22 protein-coding genes and 1 pseudogene are annotated in these 22,330 nt (G+C 49.0%); 8 read left to right on the top strand and 15 right to left on the bottom strand.

All coding sequences use genetic code 11. From position 1 onward, the window contains the following. Positions 1-133 precede the first annotated feature (133 nt). The 4 genes from recD2 to JI735_RS19155 all read right to left on the bottom strand — a co-directional run bounded on the left by recD2 (position 134) and on the right by JI735_RS19155 (position 3,847). Positions 134-2,374 carry an SF1B family DNA helicase RecD2 gene (recD2, locus tag JI735_RS19170; protein WP_051051690.1) on the bottom strand — a complete coding sequence of 747 codons (2,241 nt, stop codon included), beginning with the start codon at positions 2,372-2,374 and terminating at the stop codon, positions 134-136. Further along, on the bottom strand, positions 2,374-3,162 hold the full coding sequence (locus tag JI735_RS19165) for a transcription termination/antitermination NusG family protein (protein WP_039834657.1): 789 nt from the start codon (positions 3,160-3,162) through the stop codon (positions 2,374-2,376). The genes recD2 and JI735_RS19165 overlap by 1 nt, the downstream gene beginning before the upstream one ends. Before the next feature lie 55 nt (positions 3,163-3,217). Then, positions 3,218-3,493 (bottom strand): group-specific protein, encoded by a 276-nt coding sequence (locus tag JI735_RS19160; protein WP_039834656.1) that lies wholly within the window; start codon positions 3,491-3,493, stop codon positions 3,218-3,220. A gap of 81 nt (positions 3,494-3,574) precedes the next feature. After that, the gene (locus tag JI735_RS19155) at positions 3,575-3,847 is read right to left on the bottom strand and encodes a helix-turn-helix domain-containing protein (protein WP_039834655.1); all 273 of its coding nucleotides are present in this window, start codon (positions 3,845-3,847) and stop codon (positions 3,575-3,577) included. Positions 3,848-4,011: 164 nt separating this feature from the next. Here JI735_RS19155 and JI735_RS19150 point away from each other — a divergent pair. The 3 genes and pseudogenes from JI735_RS19150 to JI735_RS19140 all read left to right on the top strand — a co-directional run. After that, a pseudogene (locus JI735_RS19150) lies at positions 4,012-4,236 on the top strand (helix-turn-helix domain-containing protein); the annotation flags it as partial. Positions 4,237-4,392: 156 nt separating this feature from the next. Further along, a complete protein-coding gene (locus JI735_RS19145; protein WP_325175522.1) occupies positions 4,393-4,980 on the top strand; it encodes an ImmA/IrrE family metallo-endopeptidase in 588 nt (195 codons plus the stop codon). Positions 4,981-5,085: 105 nt separating this feature from the next. Next, entirely contained in the window at positions 5,086-6,291 is a 1,206-nt protein-coding gene (locus tag JI735_RS19140; protein WP_051051689.1) for a tyrosine-type recombinase/integrase, read from the top strand. 38 nt (positions 6,292-6,329) lie between these two features. Here JI735_RS19140 and sufB read toward each other — a convergent pair whose 3' ends face one another. From sufB to JI735_RS19105, 7 genes are all read right to left on the bottom strand, one after another. Beyond that, positions 6,330-7,727 (bottom strand): Fe-S cluster assembly protein SufB, encoded by a 1,398-nt coding sequence (gene sufB / locus JI735_RS19135; RefSeq protein WP_020426758.1) that lies wholly within the window; start codon positions 7,725-7,727, stop codon positions 6,330-6,332. 19 nt (positions 7,728-7,746) lie between these two features. After that, complete coding sequence (sufU, locus tag JI735_RS19130; protein ID WP_020426759.1) at positions 7,747-8,187, bottom strand: Fe-S cluster assembly sulfur transfer protein SufU; 441 nt, start codon at positions 8,185-8,187, stop codon at positions 7,747-7,749. Further along, entirely contained in the window at positions 8,174-9,400 is a 1,227-nt protein-coding gene (locus tag JI735_RS19125; RefSeq protein WP_039834652.1) for a cysteine desulfurase, read from the bottom strand. The genes sufU and JI735_RS19125 overlap by 14 nt, the downstream gene beginning before the upstream one ends. Next, positions 9,397-10,698, bottom strand: coding sequence for a Fe-S cluster assembly protein SufD (gene sufD / locus JI735_RS19120; protein WP_039834651.1), 1,302 nt, complete (start codon positions 10,696-10,698; stop codon positions 9,397-9,399). The genes JI735_RS19125 and sufD overlap by 4 nt, the downstream gene beginning before the upstream one ends. Positions 10,699-10,725: 27 nt before the next feature. Beyond that, positions 10,726-11,508, bottom strand: a complete 783-nt coding sequence (gene sufC, locus JI735_RS19115) for a Fe-S cluster assembly ATPase SufC (protein WP_020426762.1) — start codon at positions 11,506-11,508, stop codon at positions 10,726-10,728. Positions 11,509-11,788: 280 nt separating this feature from the next. Continuing rightward, positions 11,789-12,250 carry a Dps family protein gene (locus JI735_RS19110; RefSeq protein ID WP_025705803.1) on the bottom strand — a complete coding sequence of 154 codons (462 nt, stop codon included), beginning with the start codon at positions 12,248-12,250 and terminating at the stop codon, positions 11,789-11,791. A 296-nt stretch (positions 12,251-12,546) separates the two neighbouring features. Continuing rightward, complete coding sequence (locus tag JI735_RS19105; RefSeq protein WP_039834650.1) at positions 12,547-12,849, bottom strand: YunC family protein; 303 nt, start codon at positions 12,847-12,849, stop codon at positions 12,547-12,549. A gap of 222 nt (positions 12,850-13,071) precedes the next feature. Here JI735_RS19105 and JI735_RS19100 point away from each other — a divergent pair, with 222 nt between their 5' ends. Then, positions 13,072-13,596, top strand: a complete 525-nt coding sequence (locus JI735_RS19100) for a hypothetical protein (RefSeq protein ID WP_039834649.1) — start codon at positions 13,072-13,074, stop codon at positions 13,594-13,596. A gap of 95 nt (positions 13,597-13,691) precedes the next feature. On the opposite strand, the gene JI735_RS19095 is transcribed toward JI735_RS19100, so the two are convergent. Further along, entirely contained in the window at positions 13,692-14,069 is a 378-nt protein-coding gene (locus tag JI735_RS19095; RefSeq protein ID WP_020428227.1) for a DUF423 domain-containing protein, read from the bottom strand. A gap of 168 nt (positions 14,070-14,237) precedes the next feature. On the opposite strand from JI735_RS19095, the gene JI735_RS19090 reads away from it, so the two are divergent. Beyond that, the gene (locus JI735_RS19090) at positions 14,238-14,696 is read left to right on the top strand and encodes a hypothetical protein (RefSeq protein WP_051051688.1); all 459 of its coding nucleotides are present in this window, start codon (positions 14,238-14,240) and stop codon (positions 14,694-14,696) included. 404 nt (positions 14,697-15,100) lie between these two features. On the opposite strand, the gene JI735_RS19085 is transcribed toward JI735_RS19090, so the two are convergent. Continuing rightward, positions 15,101-16,015, bottom strand: a complete 915-nt coding sequence (locus JI735_RS19085) for a DUF8580 domain-containing lipoprotein (protein ID WP_202676303.1) — start codon at positions 16,013-16,015, stop codon at positions 15,101-15,103. 204 nt (positions 16,016-16,219) lie between these two features. Between JI735_RS19085 and JI735_RS19080 the strand changes: the two genes are divergently transcribed. The 3 genes from JI735_RS19080 (at position 16,220) to yhbH (ending at position 19,375) form a co-directional block, all read left to right on the top strand. Continuing rightward, the gene (locus JI735_RS19080) at positions 16,220-16,858 is read left to right on the top strand and encodes a class I SAM-dependent methyltransferase (protein ID WP_051051686.1); all 639 of its coding nucleotides are present in this window, start codon (positions 16,220-16,222) and stop codon (positions 16,856-16,858) included. Between the two features lie 127 nt (positions 16,859-16,985). Continuing rightward, positions 16,986-17,987, top strand: a complete 1,002-nt coding sequence (locus JI735_RS19075; protein WP_039834644.1) for a DUF11 domain-containing protein — start codon at positions 16,986-16,988, stop codon at positions 17,985-17,987. 227 nt (positions 17,988-18,214) lie between these two features. Beyond that, positions 18,215-19,375 carry a sporulation protein YhbH gene (yhbH, locus tag JI735_RS19070; RefSeq protein WP_039834645.1) on the top strand — a complete coding sequence of 387 codons (1,161 nt, stop codon included), beginning with the start codon at positions 18,215-18,217 and terminating at the stop codon, positions 19,373-19,375. Between the two features lie 351 nt (positions 19,376-19,726). Here yhbH and melA read toward each other — a convergent pair whose 3' ends face one another. Both melA and JI735_RS19060 read right to left on the bottom strand, forming a co-directional pair. After that, a complete protein-coding gene (gene melA / locus JI735_RS19065) occupies positions 19,727-21,232 on the bottom strand; it encodes an alpha-glucosidase/alpha-galactosidase (protein ID WP_202676302.1) in 1,506 nt (501 codons plus the stop codon). A gap of 108 nt (positions 21,233-21,340) precedes the next feature. Beyond that, on the bottom strand, positions 21,341-22,282 hold the full coding sequence (locus tag JI735_RS19060; protein WP_039834643.1) for an AraC family transcriptional regulator: 942 nt from the start codon (positions 22,280-22,282) through the stop codon (positions 21,341-21,343). Between the last annotated feature and the right edge of the window lie 48 nt (positions 22,283-22,330).

Raw genomic sequence — 22,330 nt, 5'->3', positions numbered from 1 at the left:
TCCAGATTCCAATTATGCTGCAACAGCTAGACTCATGTCGGATAGATTTTCGTAGGCAAATCAAACGTTCGCCTTGCTTGACTGTTCTCAAAGCTTCCACAATGATATGCACATTTCCATATTTTTTTCGAACTTACCGAGTCGCACAGACTTTGCTCATTTGCAGCATATGCAGTTCAATCTCTGCTCTCAGCCCCGTATTGCGTTGAATCAGCTTATTATTGCCTACAGCAATGTTCAATGCCTTCCGAGTACCAATCATCGCACATACCCGTTCTGCCCTTGTCAGCCCCGTATAAATCAGATTTCGAGCCAACATGACATAATGACTGGTCGATACCGGCATAATGACAACTGGGGCTTGTCCACCTTGAGCTTTATGGATGGTGATCGCATAGGCCAACCAAACGTCCTTTAGTTCCTTCTTGTTATAGGTAACAGCTCTACCTTGAAATTCGCAAACCAGTCCGATTTCGTCCGTCAGCTCCCCTTCCTCATCTCGAAGGAATGTGGTTCCCACAACTACACCTATATCTCCATTAAGAACTCTCTTGTTGTAATCATTGCGAACCTGAATGACCTTATCACCCTGACGATAAATGCGTTCCCCGATCACCAGCTCCACTTTACCCACAGCCGGAGGATTTACCGCGGCCTGCAATGCACGATTTAATTCCTCTGTGCCAATCACGCCTTTCTTCATCGGGCTAAGAACCAGAATATCCTCCAGCTTGTAGCCCTTCTCCAGAAACCGCAGCACACTTCGGACAATCAGGTAAGCCGTTCGCTCTGGGTCAGCCTGTTCAATGAAAAAGAAATCATCCTTATCCTTATCTATGACAATAGATTCGCCTTGGTTAATTCGGTGCGCGTTCATAACAATCTGGCTTTCCTGTACTTGCCTGAAGATTTCTGTTAACCGGACATGCGGCACTCCGGCTGCAATCATGTCATGCAGTACGTTACCCGGCCCTACAGAAGGGAGTTGATCGCTGTCTCCAATCAGAACAATTTTCGTTTTGGAGCCAACCGCTTGAAAGAAATAATACGCAAGTTGAAGGTCTTTCATGGACACTTCATCGACAATAATCAGGTCATATGGAAACGGCATTTCCTCTCCATACATAGGGTCAGCCCCAGGACAAAATCCTAGCATCATGTGAATGGTTTCTGAATCCAAGCCGGATACTTCCCCCAGCTTGCGCGCTATGCGTCCTGTTGGCGCACATAGACCGATGTTGGCCTCCGGGTACTCCTTACAGTAAACTTCAATCATCGCCTGAACAAGCGTGGTCTTCCCCGTCCCTGGGTTTCCGGTGACGATCAAAAGCTGCTGCTGAAACAGCTCACGTATCGCTTCACGCTGCTTCTCTGCTAACACGATGCCATGCTGTAATTGATACTCCCGAATAGACAATTCTCGTATTGTATGCTCAATAGTAGGCATAGCAAAGCCAGCCCGGTTTGCCATGCAAGCCAGCTTATGTGCGAGTTTCTTTTCATAGATGTACAGATGCTTCGGGTATACCCTATCGTTTTCCCAAATGACCTGTTCATGGGCAGACATCAGTTGTAATTCGGTTTGCACATCCTCTTCCAAAACATTATTCAAAAGCTCTTTTGTTCGCTGGGTAAGCTCAGTTTCGGGGATATAGCAATGACCACCACCATAGCACAACTCATTCAGCACAAAATGTAATGCTGCATTCAGGCGATACGGTGAGTCGGAGCTGATCCCAACCGACCTAGCAATTTCATCTGCCTTCAAAAAACCAATCAAACGGATTTCTGTTAGTTTGTAGGGATTTCGGCGTACAATATCTACACATTCCGCTCCCCATTGCTTGTACATTTTAGTCACAGTATCCGCGGTTATCCCATAAGGCAGCAACGTCATCATGATCTGCTGAATTTCAAAATTACCCTTCACGCTTTCAGCAATCTGTACAGCGTACTTTGCACCAATACCTTTAATTCCTGTTAGGCAATCTGCTCCCTCGGCCATAATGCATTCAAGAGCCTGATCTCCAAGACGCTGCACGATCAGTTCGGCCCGTTTTTTCCCACATCCCTTCACAAATTTGGACGCAAGAAATGAAGTGATCTGATCTTTGGTCTTAGGCAGCGGGCGTTCCCAATGCTCTACAGCAAATTGCTCCCCATATTTGCTGTGCTGCTCCCAACGGCCGTGAACCGTAACATTCTCTTTTTTGTTCAGCCCAAACAATGAACCTTTAATCGCATACGGTTCGCTGCCGTTATCTGGTTGCCAACATGCAATTCCGAAGTTGTTATCTGCATTCAAACTTCCGTTTCTCGGATGAATAAAGTAAAGGATATGTCCAGTGCTGGACTCCAGTTCGGCGGTTTCCATCAGCCTTTACCTACGTTGCGTATGTAATTCAGTAGACGGGTGATGATGACCGTTGGAGATAGTTTGTCGGACTCATCGATTTGTAATATAATGGTATTCATCATAGACTTAGGAACACGAACGCATTCCTTACCACCGCGAACCAGCGTCTTTATTCTGCTCATCAAGCTGTCCATTTTCACTTTTACTAATTCTGTCGCAACCATGCCTTTATCTTCTTCATATGTAGTTTCGGTCAGTTGACTCATGTTTTGTTCAGCGGCCTTCAATACTTGTTCTGCAACTACACGTTCTTCTTCGTTGCTTGCAATATTGACTTGATGGAGAGCTTCCTTTACACCACGTTCAGTTTCGTTCACCTTGGATACTTCCGATGCAGTTGCGTTTTCCTGAACGGGTACAGCAACCTCGATCTTTTCTTCCATGTCAAGACCAAGCATATTGTGAAATTCTTCGGCACCAATGATTTGACCTGAATTGGTAAATTGCTTCAAAACACCTGGGATACTCTTAATAAGGTGCCACACATCTGCGGGAATATAGGCAGATTGGTTGTTTTCATCAACGGAGTAGTTCATTTCAAGAAAAATATATCCGGGCATCACCGCACGTTGAATTTCTTTGCCAAAGCTACCGTCACTAAGTATGCGGACTGTAGATTCTGTAAAATTATGAATAGCTTTAATCCATTTTTGAGCAGTTTCGCTTTTAGAAAATGCCCATTCCATCAGCTTTTGAACGTTGTTTTCTTTGCCAGTCTTGACTTGGATTGCAAATGCGGCTCCCATGCTTACTTGCCCCCTAAATTAATAATTTCTATGCTTGTGACATGTTTTTTAATGTTCATCCCGTTTGCTCAAGTAGCCATTCCCTTAAAAATTCTCTTGTTTCATGCGCCGGAAAGTACCATTTACCACCTACTTTTCGTTTAGGGAATCTAGGATCGAAAAAGAAATATTCTTGAATTGTATTCCAACTCATACAAGTTCTTTTTTTTAGTTGGTTCGTATCCCAAAAAACAAATTCATTGTCAAATTCCTGAATAAGTTGCTCCACTTGCTCACGACAAATTTTGAGAATCTCTGCTTTGTTTATCGTTACGGAAAGAAAATCTTTCATTTAATCACCTCGCCAGTTGTGCGTTGTTTTGCTGAGTTAGCGATGACAGACAGGAGCAGCAGATTAACAGTAATCTTTCTATTAGGCGGAGAACTGCTTTTTTACAAGTTCAGCTCTTTCAAATATTTCTTTTCGCTTTTGTACGTTTTTTTCGTATTTCTTTCCCAAAAAAATATGATCATATTTTATATCAAACAGGATCATTAACTTTTCCAGTATTTTGTTAGGTAAGTTACTGGAATCTTGCTCATAATTCCAAAGAGTTTTTGCACTTATATTCAAAATACCAGCTAATTCCTTTTGGGATAAACAAAAGCTTTCTCTGAGCTCACTAATACTTTTTGTTTTATTCATTTTACTACCTCCCAACAAATACGTATTTTTCGTATATAAATACATGATCCAAGAATAATACGTTTTAAACGTATTGTCAACGATGTAATCCTTGTTTTTCATTTGTTAATACCGTATTATAGGAATAAATTACGGTTATTTCGTATTTTCAAGGAGCTTAGACCATGGAAAATGATCCGAAGGTTATTATTGCGGAAAACATTAAAAAGTATTTAAATAAAAATAAAATGTCACAAAAAACATTAGCAGAAAAAATTAGCCTCCGCCCCTCAACTGTTAGTGATTATTTAAACTATCGCTCCAAACCATCACATGGAGTAATACAAAAGATTGCTGACGTCTTCGGGGTTCATAAAAGTGATATAGATACAACGTTTAAGTATGAAAATACTCAAGAACCTCTTATAATTAAAGAAGAAAATGAAGAAAAAAAGCATACTATGCTCTTAATGTAAAGGAAACTCGAGATATCGCTAAGGAAGTTGAGCAAATTCTCGCCGACTTGGAATCTGATAAAGCTCTCGCATTCAGCGGAGAACCAATGGATGAAGAAACAAAACGCTTGTTTGCCATTTCCCTTGAAAACTCACTGCGGCTGGCAAGGGAAATGGCGAAGAAAAAATATACTCCAAAAAAATATAGAGAAACTGAATAATCAGAGGATGGGAGACAGTATGATTAAACACGCTGTTACCCAACTGGTCAAAAAATACAGAACGAACGATCCCTTTGATATTGCATCCCAGAAAAACATTCTTGTTTTTTTTGAATTGTTGGGCGAGATGTTTGGCTATTATAATTACAATCGTCGCTTCCAAATGATACACATCAACTCGGAAGCTAAAATAGAAGAACAACGCTTTACCTGTGCACATGAACTAGGTCATGCAATTTTGCATTCTAATGTCAATACCCCTTTTTTGAGAAAGCACACTCTTTATTCTGTAGATCGAATTGAGAAGGAAGCTAATCGCTTTGCTGTAGAACTTCTCGTTCCTGACGAGTTACTTCTAAAAGGTGCAACGATCCAAGAAGTTGCTGCTCTCTGTGGCATTCCTGAAGAAGTAGCAAAGTTAAAAGAACTTTCAAATCGGAGTTTTTGGCAAAACGAGGATTCATTTTTTCATCCTTAATCATTTCAATATAGTTCAAAAACAATAGACCTTTGCGCACTCCTGCCGTAAGGTTTTTTAAGTTTACATATGAATAGAACAAACGTTCGGGAGGCGATACTTAATATGGCAACCTTCAGAAAACTTAAAAGTGGGAAATGGCAGGCTCGCGTATCAAAAGAAGGCGATGAGTTCAGTATAGGTACATTTCGAACAAAAAAAGAAGCAGAAATCGAAGCAGCTAGAGTCGAAGAAAGAATATATTACGGTCAGACGTTAAATGACCGCAATATGCTATTTAGTGAAGTCGTTGAGATATGGATGAAGCATAAGCGGTCCAATTTAAAAGACTCTACTTTCGAACAGGTAGAAACTATTGTAAGACTACACATCCTCCCTTATTTTGGTAATAAGAGAATCATGAAGATCCGGCGGTCTGAAATAAAAGATTGGATTCAATCGTACGTGGATATGAAGGATGAAAACGGGGAACCGAAATATTCATACGGCTCCTGTACGAAGTATCTTTCGGTTATAAAAAGTATTATTCATTATGCTGTTTATGAAATTGAGATCCTTGAAAAAAACCTTGCTGATAAATTAAAGGTGTCTATAAAGGACTCAACAAAAAAGAAAGAACCTGTAAAATATCATTCTTTAAGTGAATTAAACAAACTTCTCGATTTTATGAAAGAATACAAACACCAACGATTTGAAGGCTATCCTATATACTACACTCTCATGTACTTTCTGAGCCGATCTGGACTACGGATCAGCGAAGCACTAGCATTGAGATGGTCAGACTTAAAAGGAGATAAAATAACAATCGAAAGACAAACCAGTAGAAATAATAACAATGCATTGAAACTGACCACTCTTAAGAACACGTCTTCCTATCGTACAATTCGAATAGAAACGGATGTGGTAGGAGTTTTGGAGAAATTTAAAACTATTCAAGACAACCTCATAATGAATAGCCCAACATTCCATCAAAACAAAGACGGGATCATTTTCCAAAACTATCTTGGCAATTACTTAACTCCTTCGACTGTGCGTGAGTCAATTGAAAAATACTGTACTAAAGCAGGGGTTGAATATAAGGGGACACATGGATTCCGGCATACTCATGCTGTTTTGCTTCTTGAGTCTGGAGCAAGTCTTCTGTTTGTATCCAAACGGCTGGGTCACAAAACAATAAAAACCACAGCTGACACATATCTTTCGATAACTCAAAAAATAGAAGAAGACGAACTTGAAAAGTTCGCCTCCTACACTAAAAGAGAAATTGAATCGGCACAAAATCGGCACGACCTTTTAATTCCTTCGCAATAAACCCCCAAAAAGGCTGATATATCAAGCTTTTCAGAAGGTTATCCTATACTGCCTTCCATTTCGAACTTGATAAGACGGTTCATTTCTACCGCATATTCCATCGGCAGTTCTTTGGTGAAGGGTTCAATGAAGCCCATAACGATCATCTGGGTAGCTTCGGCTTCGGTAAGACCACGGCTCATCAGGTAGAACAGCTGCTCCTCGGATACCTTGGAGACGGTCGCTTCATGCTCCAGCACGATGTTGTCGTTCATGATCTCATTGTAAGGAATGGTGTCCGAAGTGGACTGGTTATCCAGAATGAGCGTATCGCATTTGATGTTCGACTTGGCGCCTTCCGCTTTGCGGCCGAAGGAAGCAAGACCACGGTACGTTACTTTACCGCCGTGTTTGCTGATCGACTTGGAGACAATTGTCGAAGTGGTGTCCGGTGCCAAGTGAATCATTTTGGCTCCTGCATCCTGGTGCTGGTCTTTGCCTGCAACCGCGATGGACAATACAGAACCTTTGGCTCCGCGGCCTTTGAGCACAACCGCAGGATATTTCATCGTCAGCTTGGAGCCGATGTTGCCATCGACCCATTCCATCGTTGCATTCTCTTCAGCAACGGCACGTTTGGTTACCAGGTTATAGATATTCGGCGCCCAGTTCTGAATGGTTGTGTAGCGGACGCGCGCGTTCTTCATGCACAGGATCTCTACCACCGCACTGTGCAGAGAGTTCGTGCTGTAGATTGGAGCGGTACAGCCCTCTACATAATGCACGAAGCTGTCTTCGTCGGCAAGAATCAGGGTACGCTCGAATTGGCCCATGTTCTCGGAGTTAATACGGAAGTAGGCCTGCAGAGGCACTTCACATTTTACGCCCTTCGGAACATAAATGAAGCTTCCGCCCGACCATACCGCGCTGTTCAAAGCAGCAAATTTGTTATCCGCAGGCGGGATAATGGTGCCGAAGAACTTCTTGAACAGCTCCGGGTGCTCCCGCAGCGCCGTGTCGGTATCGGTGAAGATGACGCCCTGATCTTCAAGGTTCTTCTGCATGCTGTGGTAGACAACCTCGGATTCGTACTGCGCCGAGACACCTGCCAGGAATTTCTGTTCCGCTTCCGGAATCCCCAGCTTATCGAAGGTTTCCTTGATCTCGGAAGGCACTTCCTCCCAAGTCTTCCCTTGCTTCTCGGAGGGTCTTACATAATACTGGATATCGTCAAAATCCAATTCGTCAAGATTGCCGCCCCATTTAGGCATCGGCATTTTATAGAACTGCTCCAGGGCTTTCAGGCGGAAATCCAGCATCCATTCCGGTTCATTTTTGATGGCGGAGATTTCTTTAACAATTTCGGCCGTAAGTCCTTTACCAGACTGGAATATCGACTTATGCTCGTCACGGAACCCATATTGGTACTCTTCCATATCAGGCGCTTTCTTAGCCATGGTGTCAGCCTCCTTGTTTTTAATGTTCTTGGTGATGCTCTTCTTCCACGTCTATGCCTTTGCGCAGCGCGTTCCATGCGAGTGTCGCACATTTGATCCGCGCCGGAAATTTATTAACACCGGAAAGGGCTTCGATATCTTCGTAATCTTCAAAATCCACTGCTTCCCCCTTCATCAGGGAGGAGAACCGGTCAGCCAGCTCTAGCGCATGCTCTACGGTCTGGCCTTTGACCGCTTCCGTCATCATGGAAGCCGACGACATGCTGATCGAACAGCCTTCGCCGCTGTAACGGGCGTCCTTCACGACGCCATCCTCCACCTTAAGCTGGAGCGTAATACGGTCGCCGCAGGTAGGGTTGTTCAGCTCGATCTTCAAGGCGTCATCTGCAAAAGAACCACGGTTCCGGGGATTTTTATAATGATCCATAATTACACGTCTATACAAGTCATCCAAGTTCATAGGCGAAATACTCCTTTGCCTTAATTAAGGCTTGGACCAGCGCATCTACATCCTGTTCTGAGTTGTACAGGTAGAAGCTGGCCCGGGCCGTCGAACTGACCTGCAGCCAGCGCATCAGCGGCTGGCAGCAGTGATGCCCGGCACGGACAGCCACGCCTTCGGCATCCAGCACCGTAGCCACATCATGCGGATGGACATCTCCGAGATTGAAGGTCACCACGCCGACTTTACGGTTTCTCGGACCATAAATCGTCAGGCCGTCCACCTCCGAGAGGCGCTGCTCCGCGTAAGCGGCCAGCTCCATCTCATGACGGTGGATTTCATCCAGCCCGATTTCCTGCAGGAAATCAATCGCTGCCCCGAGGCCGACCGCACCGGCAATGATCGGTGTGCCGCCTTCAAACTTCCAGGGCAGCTCCTTCCAGGTAGAATCATAAAGGCCGACGTCGTCGATCATTTCACCGCCGAACTCCACCGGCTCCATGGCTTCCAGCAGGGCCTTCTTGCCGTACAGGGCGCCAATGCCGGTAGGCGCAAGCATCTTGTGGCCGGACAGTGCGTAGAAATCGCAGTCGAGGTCCTGAACATCCACCTTCATATGAGGTGTGCTTTGAGCTCCGTCGACAACGATTACTGCGCCGTGGCGGTGAGCGATGGCTGCCAGCTCTTTTACCGGATGGGAAATGCCCATTACATTGGAGACATACGCTATGGCGACGATTTTGGTCTTATCCGTAATCGTCTGCTCGGCATCCTCAAGCGTGATGGACCCGTCCTTCTGCAGAGGAATGAACTTCAGGGTTGCCCCTGTCTTCTTCGCCAGCTGCTGCCATGGAATAAAGTTGCTGTGATGCTCCATCTGGGTGATGACGATCTCGTCGCCTTCACCAACGTTGGCCGGGCCGTAAGACGAGGCTACAATATTCAGAGCCGTCGTTGTGCCGCGGGTAAAGATAATCTCCTTCGTGCTGCGGGCGTTAATGAACTTGGCCAGCTTCTCGCGGGCCCCCTCGTAAGCATCCGTAGCCCGGCTGCCGAGCGTATGGACACCACGGTGCACGTTGGAGTTATCCCATTCATAATAGGACTTCACGGCTTCGATGACCTGGCGCGGCTTCTGTGAGGTTGCCGCGCTGTCCAGATATACCAGCGGATGCCCGTTGATGGTCTGATTCAATATGGGAAATTGCTCCCGGATGGCGCTGCTGATCATTGGCCTAACTTCCTTTCCACAAGAGATTGGAGCTGATTGCGCAGTCCCTCCAGTGGAATTTGCGACACTACAGGAGCAAGGAAGCCGTATATGATCAGTTTTTCTGCATCATGCCGCGGAATTCCGCGGGACATCAGGTAGTACACCTGCTCGTAGTTAACCTGTCCTACGGAAGCGGCATGGCCTGCTGTTACATCATCTTCGTCTATAAGCAGGATCGGATTCGCGTCTCCGCGCGCCCCGGGACTCAGCATCAGAACTTTTTCCGTCTGCTGGCCATCGGCACGGGTTGCGCCCTTCTCGATCTTCGTAATTCCGTTAATAATGGAGGTCGCCGCATCCCGCATCACCGCACGGGTGATCATGTCACTCGGCGTGTTTTTGCCGAAATGCTGCGCCTGGGTCGTATAGTTCAGCTTCTGCGAGCCTGATCCCACGGCGATGACTTTGGCATCGGAGCTTGCCCCGTTGCCCTTCAGCACCGACTTGGTGTCGCTGGCTGTATCCCCATAGTTCATCTCGCCGACAATCCATTCAATCGTTCCGTCATTCTCCACAACGGCGCGGCGGTAAGTCACGTCAGTCGTGTCCTCACCTAACTGATGCACTGTGGCATAGCGGACTTTGGCTCCTGCACCCACGAACACCTCAACCGCACCATTGTGCAGTCCGGCTTCAGTTTTGTCCGACACATAGTTGTCGACATAGGTCACTGAGCTGTTCGTGTCGGCAACAATCAGAATATGCGGAACAAAAGCCGCTTCGGCATCATCGGTAAGCAGCACCGCCTGCAGCGGGGTCTCGACCACCACGTTCTTCGGAACATAGAGGAATACCCCGCCGTTCCAAAGGGCCGCATGCAGCGCGGCTAAAGAGTGCTCATCAGGCAGTACGGCCTTATGCAGATAGCGCTGCACCAGATCGCCGTGCTCTTTGACCGCAGTCTGCAAATCGGTGAAAATTACGCCTTGTGCTGCAAGCTCCGGTGCAAGGCGGACATAGATGGCGCCGGAGTTGCGCTGTATAATCAGGCTGCCTTCTTCCTGATCCTTGATCAGTGCGGCAACAGAAGCAGGAGCTTCACTAAGTGCAGTGATGGCCTGGCCTGCTTTGTAGGTTCCATAGTTATTCACATTCCAGCGGTCAATCCGGGTCTTCTCCAGTTTCGGCAGTGCCAGGCCAGCGGCCAGCGTAAGTGCGTTCAACCGGCTGTCCTTCAGCCAGCCCGGCTCGCCGCTGCTCTGCGACCAATCGGCGAGCAGCTGTGCATCCACCGGAAGAATGGTTTGTGTCGTCATAAGTGGTTTCCTCCTTCCTGGCGTCTCTTAAGCTTCCTGTCCTACGGTTTCATCTTCAATGCCGAGTTCTTCCTTGACCCATTCATAGCCTTCCGCTTCCAGACGTTCTGCCAGCTCAGGACCGCCGGATTTCACAATCCGTCCCTGCATCATGACATGTACAAAATCCGGCTTAATGTAATTCAAGAGGCGCTGATAGTGGGTAATAACCAGGAAGCCGCGTTCCGGGCTGCGCATCGAGTTGACGCCTTCAGCAACAATTTTGAGCGCATCAATATCCAGGCCGGAGTCAATTTCGTCAAGAATGACGATCTTCGGGTCCAGCATCATCATTTGAAGAATTTCGTTGCGTTTCTTTTCACCGCCGGAGAAGCCTTCGTTCAGATAGCGGTGCAGAAACTCAGGGTTCATATCCAGTTCCTTCATTTTAGCTTCCATTTGACGGATGAAGCGGATCAGGGAAATTTCATTTCCTTCTTCACGGCGGGAATTAATGGCGCTGCGCAGGAAGTCGGAGTTCGTTACGCCGCTGATTTCACTCGGATACTGCATCGCCAGAAAAAGACCGGCGCGCGCGCGTTCGTCAACAGCCATTTCCAGCAGGTCCTCGCCTTCAAGAACGGCTGTGCCCTCGGTAACCTCGTACTTGGGATGGCCCATCAGTGCGGAAGCCAGGGTGCTTTTACCGGTACCGTTTGGTCCCATGATGGCGTGAATTTCGCCGCCCTTCATTTGAAGGTTGATGCCCTTCAGAATTTCTTTTCCTTCAATCGTCGCTTTCAGTCCTTCAATGACAAAATCTGCTGCCATAATAATGTTCCCCCCATTGTTCGATTTGCGAAATCAGAAAGCTGTATTGTAACAGGTAATCCCTGATGCCAGCAAAAATTAGATTGTATATCACATTAAAATAATTATAAAGTGAAACGCAGTGATTATCAATGATTCTCACTAATTTTATTACAAACCGATTTTTTTTACAAACATGTATTTTCATATCCGGTTTCACGGATCGACAAAAGGCAAAAAATAAAGCCTCCGTACCGGAGGCTCTACTCTATTTGGAACTGCGTGTATGAGACAGGAAAGATCAACCCAGGAAAGAACGCAGCATCCACTGATTTTTTTCCAGATCGCTGCGGATTTTGATGAACAGGTCCGCTGTTGGCTGATCGCTCACCTGCTCGGCCAGTTCAATGCCTTCTGTTAGCTCTTCAGCTACAGTGGCGAAGTCCTCAATCAGCGTCTGAACCATGCCCCGGGTATCTTCCTTGCCGGTCGCTTCCTGAATGGTTGCGAGCTCCAGATATTCCTTCATGGTCGCTGCCGGACTGCCCTTGATGCTGAGCAGGCGTTCAGCCACCTCGTCCATTTTGAGGGTAACATCATCATACAGCTCTTCGAATTTTACATGCAGGGAGAAGAATTGCTCACCCTTCACATACCAGTGATAATTATGAATTTTGACGTACAGCACGTTCAGGTTGGCAACCTCACGGTTGAGTACTTGTTCGAGTGAAGTGGTGTTGACTTTGTTCGATGCTTTAGCCATTGTATAATCCCTTCCTTATCCATAATTTAGCCGGCTGCCTGTCCATGGTCCGGCAATGCAGTGTCTATATTGAATTTACCCTTCCGTACAGAAGACGAAACAAGAAATATGACCGGGCGCCACCGGCTGGAATCCCTGCTGTCCCCATAAATCGAAAGCTATGTATAGGATGAGCCAAGCCCGCTTCCCTTATGCCCCGTCCGCATAAAACCGTCTCCACTTGGCTCACTAGGCACAGAAAAAGAGGCCCGCAGGCCCCGCTTAATCCATACACCAGTACATCACAGAGTGCTGCCTTACAGCATGAGGAGGAGGGCATCCGCACCAGTTATTCCGGGTACAATCCCCAGCTTCTCAGCCTCTATCGTTACAGACTCCAGCGGGGCAGCCAGAAGCTGCGGCAATGTTCTCACGCCAACGGCCCGGGCTGCAATGATCCCCCGGTCGCTTAGCGTTTCGTTAAGAAGGCCTACATCGAGCGCTCCGCACATGATATATCCTTTGCTCGTGCTGATGGAAAGCAGCGTAGTTTTCGGAAGCTTCACTTCAACACCAACCAATATATGCCCGCCTACATTAACAGGCTCCATTGTAACCACTTGCACTACCTCCTTCTACTTTATCCTCATCACGATGTATGTGTATGCTGTTTTTCCGGGCAGCGTGTGGGCGATAGACCTAAATCCCCTGCAAAACGCAGGGGTCAATAGTCCTTGTTTTTTCGAGAAGGAGGTATATGCTTATTGTTTAATTAGTGGTATAGTTTATATACTTTAAAAATTGAATTTCTAATTGTGTCTACTGACAAAGCTGGGGGATTTATGGACAAGAAACTACAACATACGGATGGCAATTATCTGTTCAATGTCGACATCCTGATTAACGCCCGTACTAACCCGCTTGCACTGCAATATTTACTTGAAATATTGAACAGCAACGACAAAATCACAGATTTCAACATCAACTCGGGTCTTGAGCTTGGAAGAACGATTGACCATCTGCTGCGTTCCGCGAAGCTTGCCCTGAAACATGAATCTGCAGCAGCCGTTCAAGTCCCTGTGAAATTGCCAGTGAAGCCAACGGACAAGCAAGCCGGCAAGCCCGTATCCAGCAGTATTCCTGCTGACGCGCCAGGAGAGACCCCTGCAGATGCATATGGAAAAATCAGATTATACATTCAGAACAACCAATTGGTCCGGCTCCGCGCCAACCGTCACGGCAAACAGGTTTCCATGCCCTGCCGTATTCTCAATTTTGATGAAGCGGCCAATTCAATCAGCGTATACCATGTGGATGAAAAGCAAGTGTACACGTTCAAGCTCAATGAGATTGACGAATTTTCGTAGTACCTTTTTGCTGTGGTCCCGCGCCAGCAAGCACCTGCCCGGATTGTCCAGGCAGGTGCTTGCTGGTTTGTATGGACCTTGCGGCTCAGCAACATTCACTTGTTCCGGGACAAAGCTTCCCAGGCCAGGCAAAGCCACCCGGCCAGAAAACATACCCCTCCAAGGGGAGTAATTGCTCCAAGCACCTTGATACCGGTAATGCTCAAGGCATACAGGCTGCCGGAGAACAAAATAATTCCCAGAATCAGCAGCCTCCCTGCCCAGCGCAGGCGTGAACGCTCTCCCCATTGACCCGCAGCCAGCCCGATAAGAATCAGCCCCAGTGCATGAATCATGTGGTAATGTACACCTGTCTCGTACACCTTAAGGTAATCCTCGCTGATTACCGGTTTGAGCAAATGCGCTCCGAACGCGCCTATGCCGACGGACAGCATGGCAAGCAAGGCTCCCCAGGCCATAAATCTTCGTTGCATGGATACACAGCTCCTTAAGATTGAACTTCCCCTATCTTACCGTAACCCGGCTGTTTATTTCCAGCAGCCGCTGCTACATTTTACAAACAAGACTTGCTTTTGCCGCCATCTTATGGAAAAGTGGATACTATCAGTCATTAATCCATTCAGGACATAAGGAGTGCACCCATGGACGATTATTCTACGCCACACACAGATCCTTCCTCACCACGGCCGCAGAGTACGGTCCCGGAGACGGGATTACCACCACAGCAGCATGCAACGTATGAAGAGAACAAACGGGACTTCAAACATTCCGGACCCGGAATTGCCTCGTTCATCATCGCCTTGATTACCCTTATAGGCTATATTATCGCCTTTGTAGTTGTAGGTGTCCGGTCCTCTTCCCTTGTAAACGGAAGCGACTCCTTTATTGCCGATAGCGCAGAGGCTATCTTCTATCTCGGAATATCTGTGCTCATCCTGGCAGCATTCAATGTCATCGGAGGGGTGCTGGGCATTATCGGGCTTACTCTCCGCAAGCGCCGCAAAGTGTTTGGGATCATCGGCACTATCATTAATGCGGTTTTTCTGCTGCTGTTCATGCTGATCATCTCCACCGTACTCGTAAATGCCGGCTCCGTTTAAGACTTAACCCGTACCAAGCACAAGGGACCGGTTCGGAAGCTCTCCGGAATCGGTCCCTTATTGTGCTTCTATTCTGTTAGTATATGAGCTGAACTGGAGAAAGTTTGGGGAACGTGATGAGGCTCATCAGGAACTGAAGCTAAGTGGAAAAAGTAAAACTATTTAGCTGAAATCCTGGCTACAAAAGGTTTTAGTGGGATTTTGTACACTTAATTCATGCTTATTCATCCCATATGGACGATATCAGCCGGATTAGTGGTACTTTTTCCCACATAGAATACTCCGTAAGCCGAATGAGTTAAATTAGTGATACTTTTTCCACTAACAAAGACTGCCCTTTTCATCGATTTTTAAGTTCAATAATTGCAGCTCCTGCTATGCTGCTCCCTCAGCCTGCCCACCGGCTACTGGCTGACCAGACTGTCCAGCGAAGCGTAGACATGCGGCCCGAAGCCTTCCGAGGCTTCACGCTGCGGAATGTTCAGCCTGATCACATACCCCTGCCCTGCAATCTCCTTCACCGCATACTCGCGGGTCAGCCCGTTCCCCATGGCTGTAAGATAGAGCCGGATACCGGACATCCGCCGGCCACGTTCTTTTTGATCGAGTGCGGTCACTTTCCCTGTAGGGGACAGTTCCTTTTCGCCCTCCAGCTTAAGGGAATCGAGATTGAAGTCCGAAGGCAGCTTGGTGATCTCAGCGTAATACTCCGGGTCAACTTTCATGGCCAGTCTGCCGGTCTTCGCATCAAAAGTGAAGATATCAAATACATACAGCGAATAGCCGTCGCCGGCAGCGAGCACAGCCGTCTTTTCTTCCTTCATGCCTTCCAGTGTCAGACTGAATGGCTTCGACTTGGGGAGCGCTGCCTGGGAAGGAGCTGCACTGCCGCTCTCTGCGGACTTCTCCAGCTTCGAAAGCACCCGCTGCCGGACGGAGGGATCTCCCTCTACACTCCGTTCGACATATTCAAAAACAACCGGGTCATCCATACTTAGAGCCTCTGGAGCCTCTTCCAATCCTGCGCCCAGCTCAAAGGATGTCGCCCCCTCTTCTGTCTTGATCTCTACAGAATGATTATCAATCTGCCCGACATAGATACCTGTCCCCTGAATCACTTGCGATTCCTCCGCAGGGGAGGAACTCGGCTGGGCTGCAGGGCTTGGTGACGGCGAAGCCGTACTCTCTGCAGGAGAGGGTGAAGCCGTAGGTGACGGCTCTCCCGGAGCCTCGGCTGGTGTATTGCCGCCGCAAGCAGTTATAGCCAGCATCAATACAGCGATGGCTGCCAGAACAGGTAATTTGCGTTGCGATTTCATGTTGATTGCCTCCTCTTTGTTGAAGCGGTAAGATTGCCGCCTGGCTTGGCTTACTCTTATAAACGTTTAACCCTTCTCCAGGGTTGCATAAACTTACTCTACGTTTACGGCTTGGATAGGCGTACACCGGAGACAGGAGGCGGTGAAATTAATACAATGCTGTAAAGCCTTATTTTTGAGCCATTCCCTGAAGGAGTGATTTCCTTGAAAATCGATATCGGCTGCGGCTCCGGCAAAGAAACCGGTTATCTTGGAATCGACCGTACCGCTTGGCCCGGAGTAGATATCATCTGCGACATAAATGAAGGAATTCCACTGCCGGACAACACTGCCGAATTTGTTATGGCCAGCCGCGTATTGCCGTATGTGAACAATTTATTTGCGGTAATGGCGGAAATTTACCGGATTAGCATCCATAAAGCCGTAATCTGTATTCTGGCGCCTTACGCCCACAGCTTCCCTCACCTGTCCAATCCTCTGTTCAAGCAGAAATTCGACGAATACACCCCCCGTTATTTTACAGGAAGCTTTTTCCAGACTGCCGCTGGGGCAGTTTCACCGGAAATCCCCGATTATCCGGCGCCTGTGCCTCCCTTTGATTACAGGCTGCTGCGGATGGAGCTGTTCTATCAGTATCCTTTTGACGACACGCTTTATGAAGCTGAGGAGCTGGAGATTCTGAAGACGCTGCAGTCCAATGTCGTTCATGAAATCATGTACCATTTCGTTGCAGTCAAGAAGCCCGCCACCCCTGAAGAGCTTGCAGCCATGAGCAGGAAAACCTATCCCGAACCGCAAGCGCTTCTGAAGCGGAGAAGACACGCACAAAACAGGCAAGTATAAATATAATATCCCGGGCTATCCATGGACAAACAATTTTCAGACAAGTCAGGCATAGCCTATTATAAGTAGAAATAGAGCATACCGACGTCAATAAAGAAGCCGGTTTGCTTTTTTTTCGTTCTCACCCATGAGCTCATTCCTTCATAAGGAGGTAAAAATTATTCCTCTAGTCGTTCGGGCTACTATAAACGCCACGGGAGCTATCACGTTCACAGGCAATACGCTGGGACTGAGCCGCTCAGACACAACGGGCATTCCCGGAACACAGGACAGTATCGGAGCATTCGCTACAGTGAATACAGCCTCCGTATTCGGAACCTATCCGGCGGGAACGGCAAACCTGTACCAGAACAACAGCTCTTCAGCGATACTGACAATCCCCTCAGGAAGTACGGTGCTGTATGCTGAGCTGATCTGGGGCGGCTCCTATATCAACGGTTCTGTCAATCTGAGTTCAGCCATCAACAATCCGGTCTCCTTCACAACCCCGGCCGGAACCACTTTAAGTGTGCCGCCGGATTCAGATACCATTACAGGCTTTGCCACCCCGGTAACTGGAGCGCTGGGCGGCCGCATTCTGTTCAGCGCACAGGAAGGGGACGCCAACCGTTCAGGAGATCAGGCGCTGTTCGGTCCGACATCGAATACCCAGGTTGCGTTGGCCAGCCCCAACAACTTTGCCAATAACTTTTTTGCTTCCCAGATCAACAATGATACCGGCGCGCTCAATACCACCGGCACCTTCGGAACCCGCAACCAGACCAACGGCAGTCCCGGAACCAATATCATCGGCAGACGGCAGGGCTGGGATATTACCAATGTGGATGTCTCGGCAAGACTTGTGAACAACCAGTCTTCCGCACTGCTGACCCCAACGACATCCGGCGATGTCTATGTGGTCAACGGAAATGCGCTGCAAATTGATATCAACGCCCCTAAGATCACCTTGACCAAAGGCTCCAATGTGGCCGGGACGGTCGTCGGTGATACCGTGACCTATACCGTAACAGTCAGCAATACAGGCACGGCCAGTCCAACCAGCGCCGTATTGTCGGACACTTTGCCGACAGGGTTAACCTTTGTGAACAGAAGTGTTGTAGTAGCCGGTGTGGTACCGGCCTTCGTATGATATTACAGCAGGCGTCCCTTTCGGGACATTGACGCTCGGCACCTCTGTAACAGTTACATATCAAGCCACGGTCACTTCATTGCCGGCCCAGCAGACTGTAGCGAAATACGGCCTAAGAAGGTTCACATATCCCCCATCCCCATGAATATACTTTAGTTACAACCTGCCCTTCATTTATTGCACCCCTTGTGCCCGTACCGATTCATATTCCATGGGAGGTGGTCATCCTGCCGCAATCATCCGGTCATTCCGCGTTCGTCGTATCCAAAGAAGACTGGTCCCTTCACCGTAAAGGCCATCAGGATCAGGAGCGTCATCAGCAGAAGGTCCGGGAAGCCATTAAGGATAATTTGCCCGACCTTGTGACCGAAGAGAATATTATTATGTCTGACGGCAAGCAGATCGTGAAGGTGCCCATCCGCAGTCTGGATGAGTACAGGATCATCTACAATTTCCGCAAGCAAAAGCATGTCGGCCAGGGCGACGGCGAAAGCCAGGTCGGCGATGTGCTCGGCCGCGATTCCCAGTCCGCCCATCCGGGCAAAGGCGACAAGGCGGGCGATCAGCCCGGCCAGGATACCGTAGAAGCGGAGGTTGACCTGGAGGATCTGGAGGACATTCTGTTCGAGGATATGGAGCTGCCTCATCTGGCCCCCAAGACACAGGAAGAGATCGAGGTCAAATCTATCGTCTTCAACGATATCCGCAAAAAAGGCATGATGTCCAACATTGACAAAAAACGCACCCTGCTTGAGAATCTGCGGCGCAACGCCAGCCGCGGCAAACCTGGCATACACAGCATCAGCCCCGACGACCTGCGTTACAAAACCTGGGACGATATTACCGTTCCGCATTCCAATGCGGTGATTATTGCGATGATGGATACCTCCGGCTCCATGGGCACCTTTGAAAAATACTGCGCCCGCAGCTTCTTCTTCTGGATGACCCGTTTCCTGCGCCGCCAGTACGAGAAGGTCGAGATTGTGTTCCTGGCGCATCATACGGAGGCCAAAGAGGTCAGCGAGCATGATTTCTTCACCCGCGGCGAAAGCGGGGGAACGATCTGCTCCTCAGCTTACCAGAAGGCCCTGGAGATTATCGACAGCCGTTATCCGCCCTCCAAATACAACATTTATCCCTTCCACTTCTCCGACGGCGACAACCTCACCTCTGACAATGAGCGCTGCGTCAAGCTGATCGGCGAACTGCTGGAGCGCAGCAACATGTTCGGCTATGGGGAGGTTAATCAATACAACCGCAGCAGCACGCTGATGTCCGCCTACCGCCATCTGAAGCAGGAGCAGTTCATGCACTATGTGATCAAGGACAAAAAGGAAGTCTATCAGGCGCTGAAGACGTTTTTCGGCAAAAGAGAGGCTGTAAAATGAGCAAAAACCTCCACCCGGAAGGAGTGGGGGTTTTTGCTCATTTCATCCGTCAAGACGCGGACAGGAGATTCAGGAGATCCGCTATTCGGTCAGATCCGGCGTTTTCCCAGGTCAAACGGACACAGGTGCGCTTATTTGACCGATTCTCCCTCATTTGGGGCCTGAAAGAATAATATAAAGGCTCCTGTGTCCGAATCATCCGGAAAAGGTGGCTTTTTCCCAAAATAACGTCTGCTCGGTCCACAGGCCTCACGGAAGCTGATTCAGATACTTTGCAGGGACCCAACTGATATGTGAAAAAGCCCTCCCGTCCAGGGAAAGCTTCATCGTTGATTCACTTGCCGCTTAAGCCTAGTTCACCTTCTCGCGGTCCTTGCCTTTGTCAGACTCACCGGCGTTCTTGTTGGCCGCTTCACGGTCCTGCATCATCTCGTCCACGGACTTCACCTTCAGCCGGGCCGCCCCGGCATTATCGGCCAGTGTCGGTACGAGGTCACCGGAAGCCAGACGCACCTTCGCTTCGGCAATCGCCGCGCCGTATTGCGGCAGCCACGCTTCTCCCGCCACCAGCATCTCATCCACCATCTGCCAGATCTCCTTCGGATTGCAGACCGCTCCGACCAGCGGGTCCATCATGAAGGCCTGACGCAGCAGCTTGTCATCGCCATGTACAGCAGCCTCGACAGCGAGACGCTGCACGGAAATGCTGACATTGCACACCGCAGCGGGACCCAGCGGCAGTTCCCCGACCACAGGCATGGAGATGCCGTTATGATCGACATAACCCGGCGCTTCAATAATCGCATCGTCCGGCAGATTCGTAATGATGCCGTTATTGACGGTATTAAAGTGGCCTCTGTACACTCTGCCTGTCTCCAGCCCTTCAATAATATAGGAGCCATGCTCTTCGCCCCGGTGCTCAGGCGTATATTCCAGTGCCGGGTCCTTCATCCAATTGGGAAAATCAGTCTCGAACCAGTTGCGTCCCTCCGTGCAGACCCGCAGGTAGCCTCCGGTCTCTCCATTAATCCAGCTGCCCAAATCAATCCAGTCCATGATTTCACCGCTGCGCTTGCGGTACCACGGCACATACTCACTCAAGTGGCCATTGGACTCGGTGCTGTAATAGCCGAAGCGGCGCAGCATATCCATCCGCACCTTTTCGGTCCGGCTGAATTCCGGGTGCTTTTCAAAAGCTTCAAGCAGCCCTCCGGTCAGATCCCTGCCCTTATGCTTCGCGGAAATATACCAGGTCTGGTGATTGATTCCGGCGCAAATGATATCCACCTCGGATTTCTCCAGCCCGTAGACCTCAGCAATCTGGTGATGTCCATGCTGCACTCCGTGGCAGAGCCCGATCGTCCGCACACCGCCGTATTTGTTGCAGGCCCAGGTCAGCATAGCCATTGGATTCGAGTAATTGAGCAGCAGCACATCCGGCGCAGCCGCCTCTCTGATATCCCGGCAAATCTCCAGCATCTCGGCAATCCCGCGCTGCCCGTACATAATGCCGCCTGCGCATAAGGTGTCGCCCACACACTGGTCCACGCCATATTTCAGCGGAATATCCACATCGGTTGCAAAAGCCTCCAAACCGCCCATACGGATTGTGCAAAATACGTACTTGGCATCCTTGAGCGCTTCTTTGCGGTTCGTCGTAGCCGAGATCACGATCTTGAGGCCATTCTCCCGGATATCCCGCTGGCACAGCTCGGTGACCATCTGCAGGTTATGGGGATTAATATCCATAAAAGAGACTTCAATCTCCTTAAATTCCGGTACAGTCAGCAGGTCACGCAATAAACCGCGGGTAAAGCCAATGCTGCCCGCCCCGATAAACGCTACTTTAAAAGACATCGCCATCTTCCTCCCAATGAATGAATTCTACCTGTCCATTGTAGCAAGGAGGGGACGGGAAGCGTTATCAATATCATGACCATTTTGCCGGTTATCTGTCAACAATCCTCACCTGTCTTGAATGTCCGGCTGGGCATCGCTCCACGAAAAGCGCTCCAGCGAATTACGGTACTCCACCGGAGTACAGCGGGTGTACTTCTTGAACAGGAGATGAAAATACTGCCGGCTGCTGATGCCTACATAGTCGGCGATTTCCGCCACAGGGATTTCGCTCTGTCCGAGCAGCATTCTGGCCTTCTCGATCCGCAGCATATTCAGGTAGTCGGTCAGCGTCCGGCCCGTATGCGCGCGGAAGATCCGGTGCAAATAGCCGGGATGCAGGCTGACCTCGGCGGCAACCTCTTTGACCTGAATACTGCGGTCATAGTTCTGATGGAGAAATTCAACCGCACGCCGCACATAGAGCTGTGCCGGCTGCTGGCTGGCCTGCAGCTGTTCCCTGCGCAGTCTGGAGAGCCGCAGCAGCAGCTCAGAGAACAGCAGCCCGGTCATTATGCTTCCGCGCCCCTTCCCCTGTCCTTCCCTTTCTACGCCATGCTGGTCCAACTCCAGCACCAGCGATTTCAGCACATGAAATACCTCTTCCGGGTCCGGCAGCACCAGACTTCTGAAAGGCTCCCGCAGCAGCCCGGCCAAATCAGCCTCCGCTTCCGCCAGCCTGGCGATGGAAGGAACCGCTCCCGAAGCTGCCGTGAAGCCAAATTCCACATTCAGCATCCGGCAGGATGTTCCTTCTTCCACGATCAGCCGGTGCGGCACATTGGCATCAAGCATGATCAGTTCTCCCCGCTTCAGGCGGAAGCGCTCCTCCTCATCCGGCTCCTGCCGCACCTCGACCACGCAGCTCCCCGAGATCAGATACATAATCTCCGTTGAATTATGCTGATGGAATGCCATCGTATACGGATTCCACTGTTTATAATAGTAGGCAAAAAAATGCGGCCCATACTCTCCGTCCAGCAAAGCCTGCTGAAACAGGCTTCCGTTCAGTTCCGGCAAGCAAATCCCCTCCTTCCCAAATGACCTGATCCTGTTCTA

The sequence above is a fragment of the Paenibacillus sonchi genome, assembly GCF_016772475.1.
In the GTDB taxonomy this organism is placed as follows: Bacteria; Bacillota; Bacilli; order Paenibacillales; family Paenibacillaceae; genus Paenibacillus_AQ; species Paenibacillus_AQ sonchi.
Note: the sequence above shows the minus strand (reverse complement) of the source record. Positions and strands in the feature narration are given on the sequence as shown.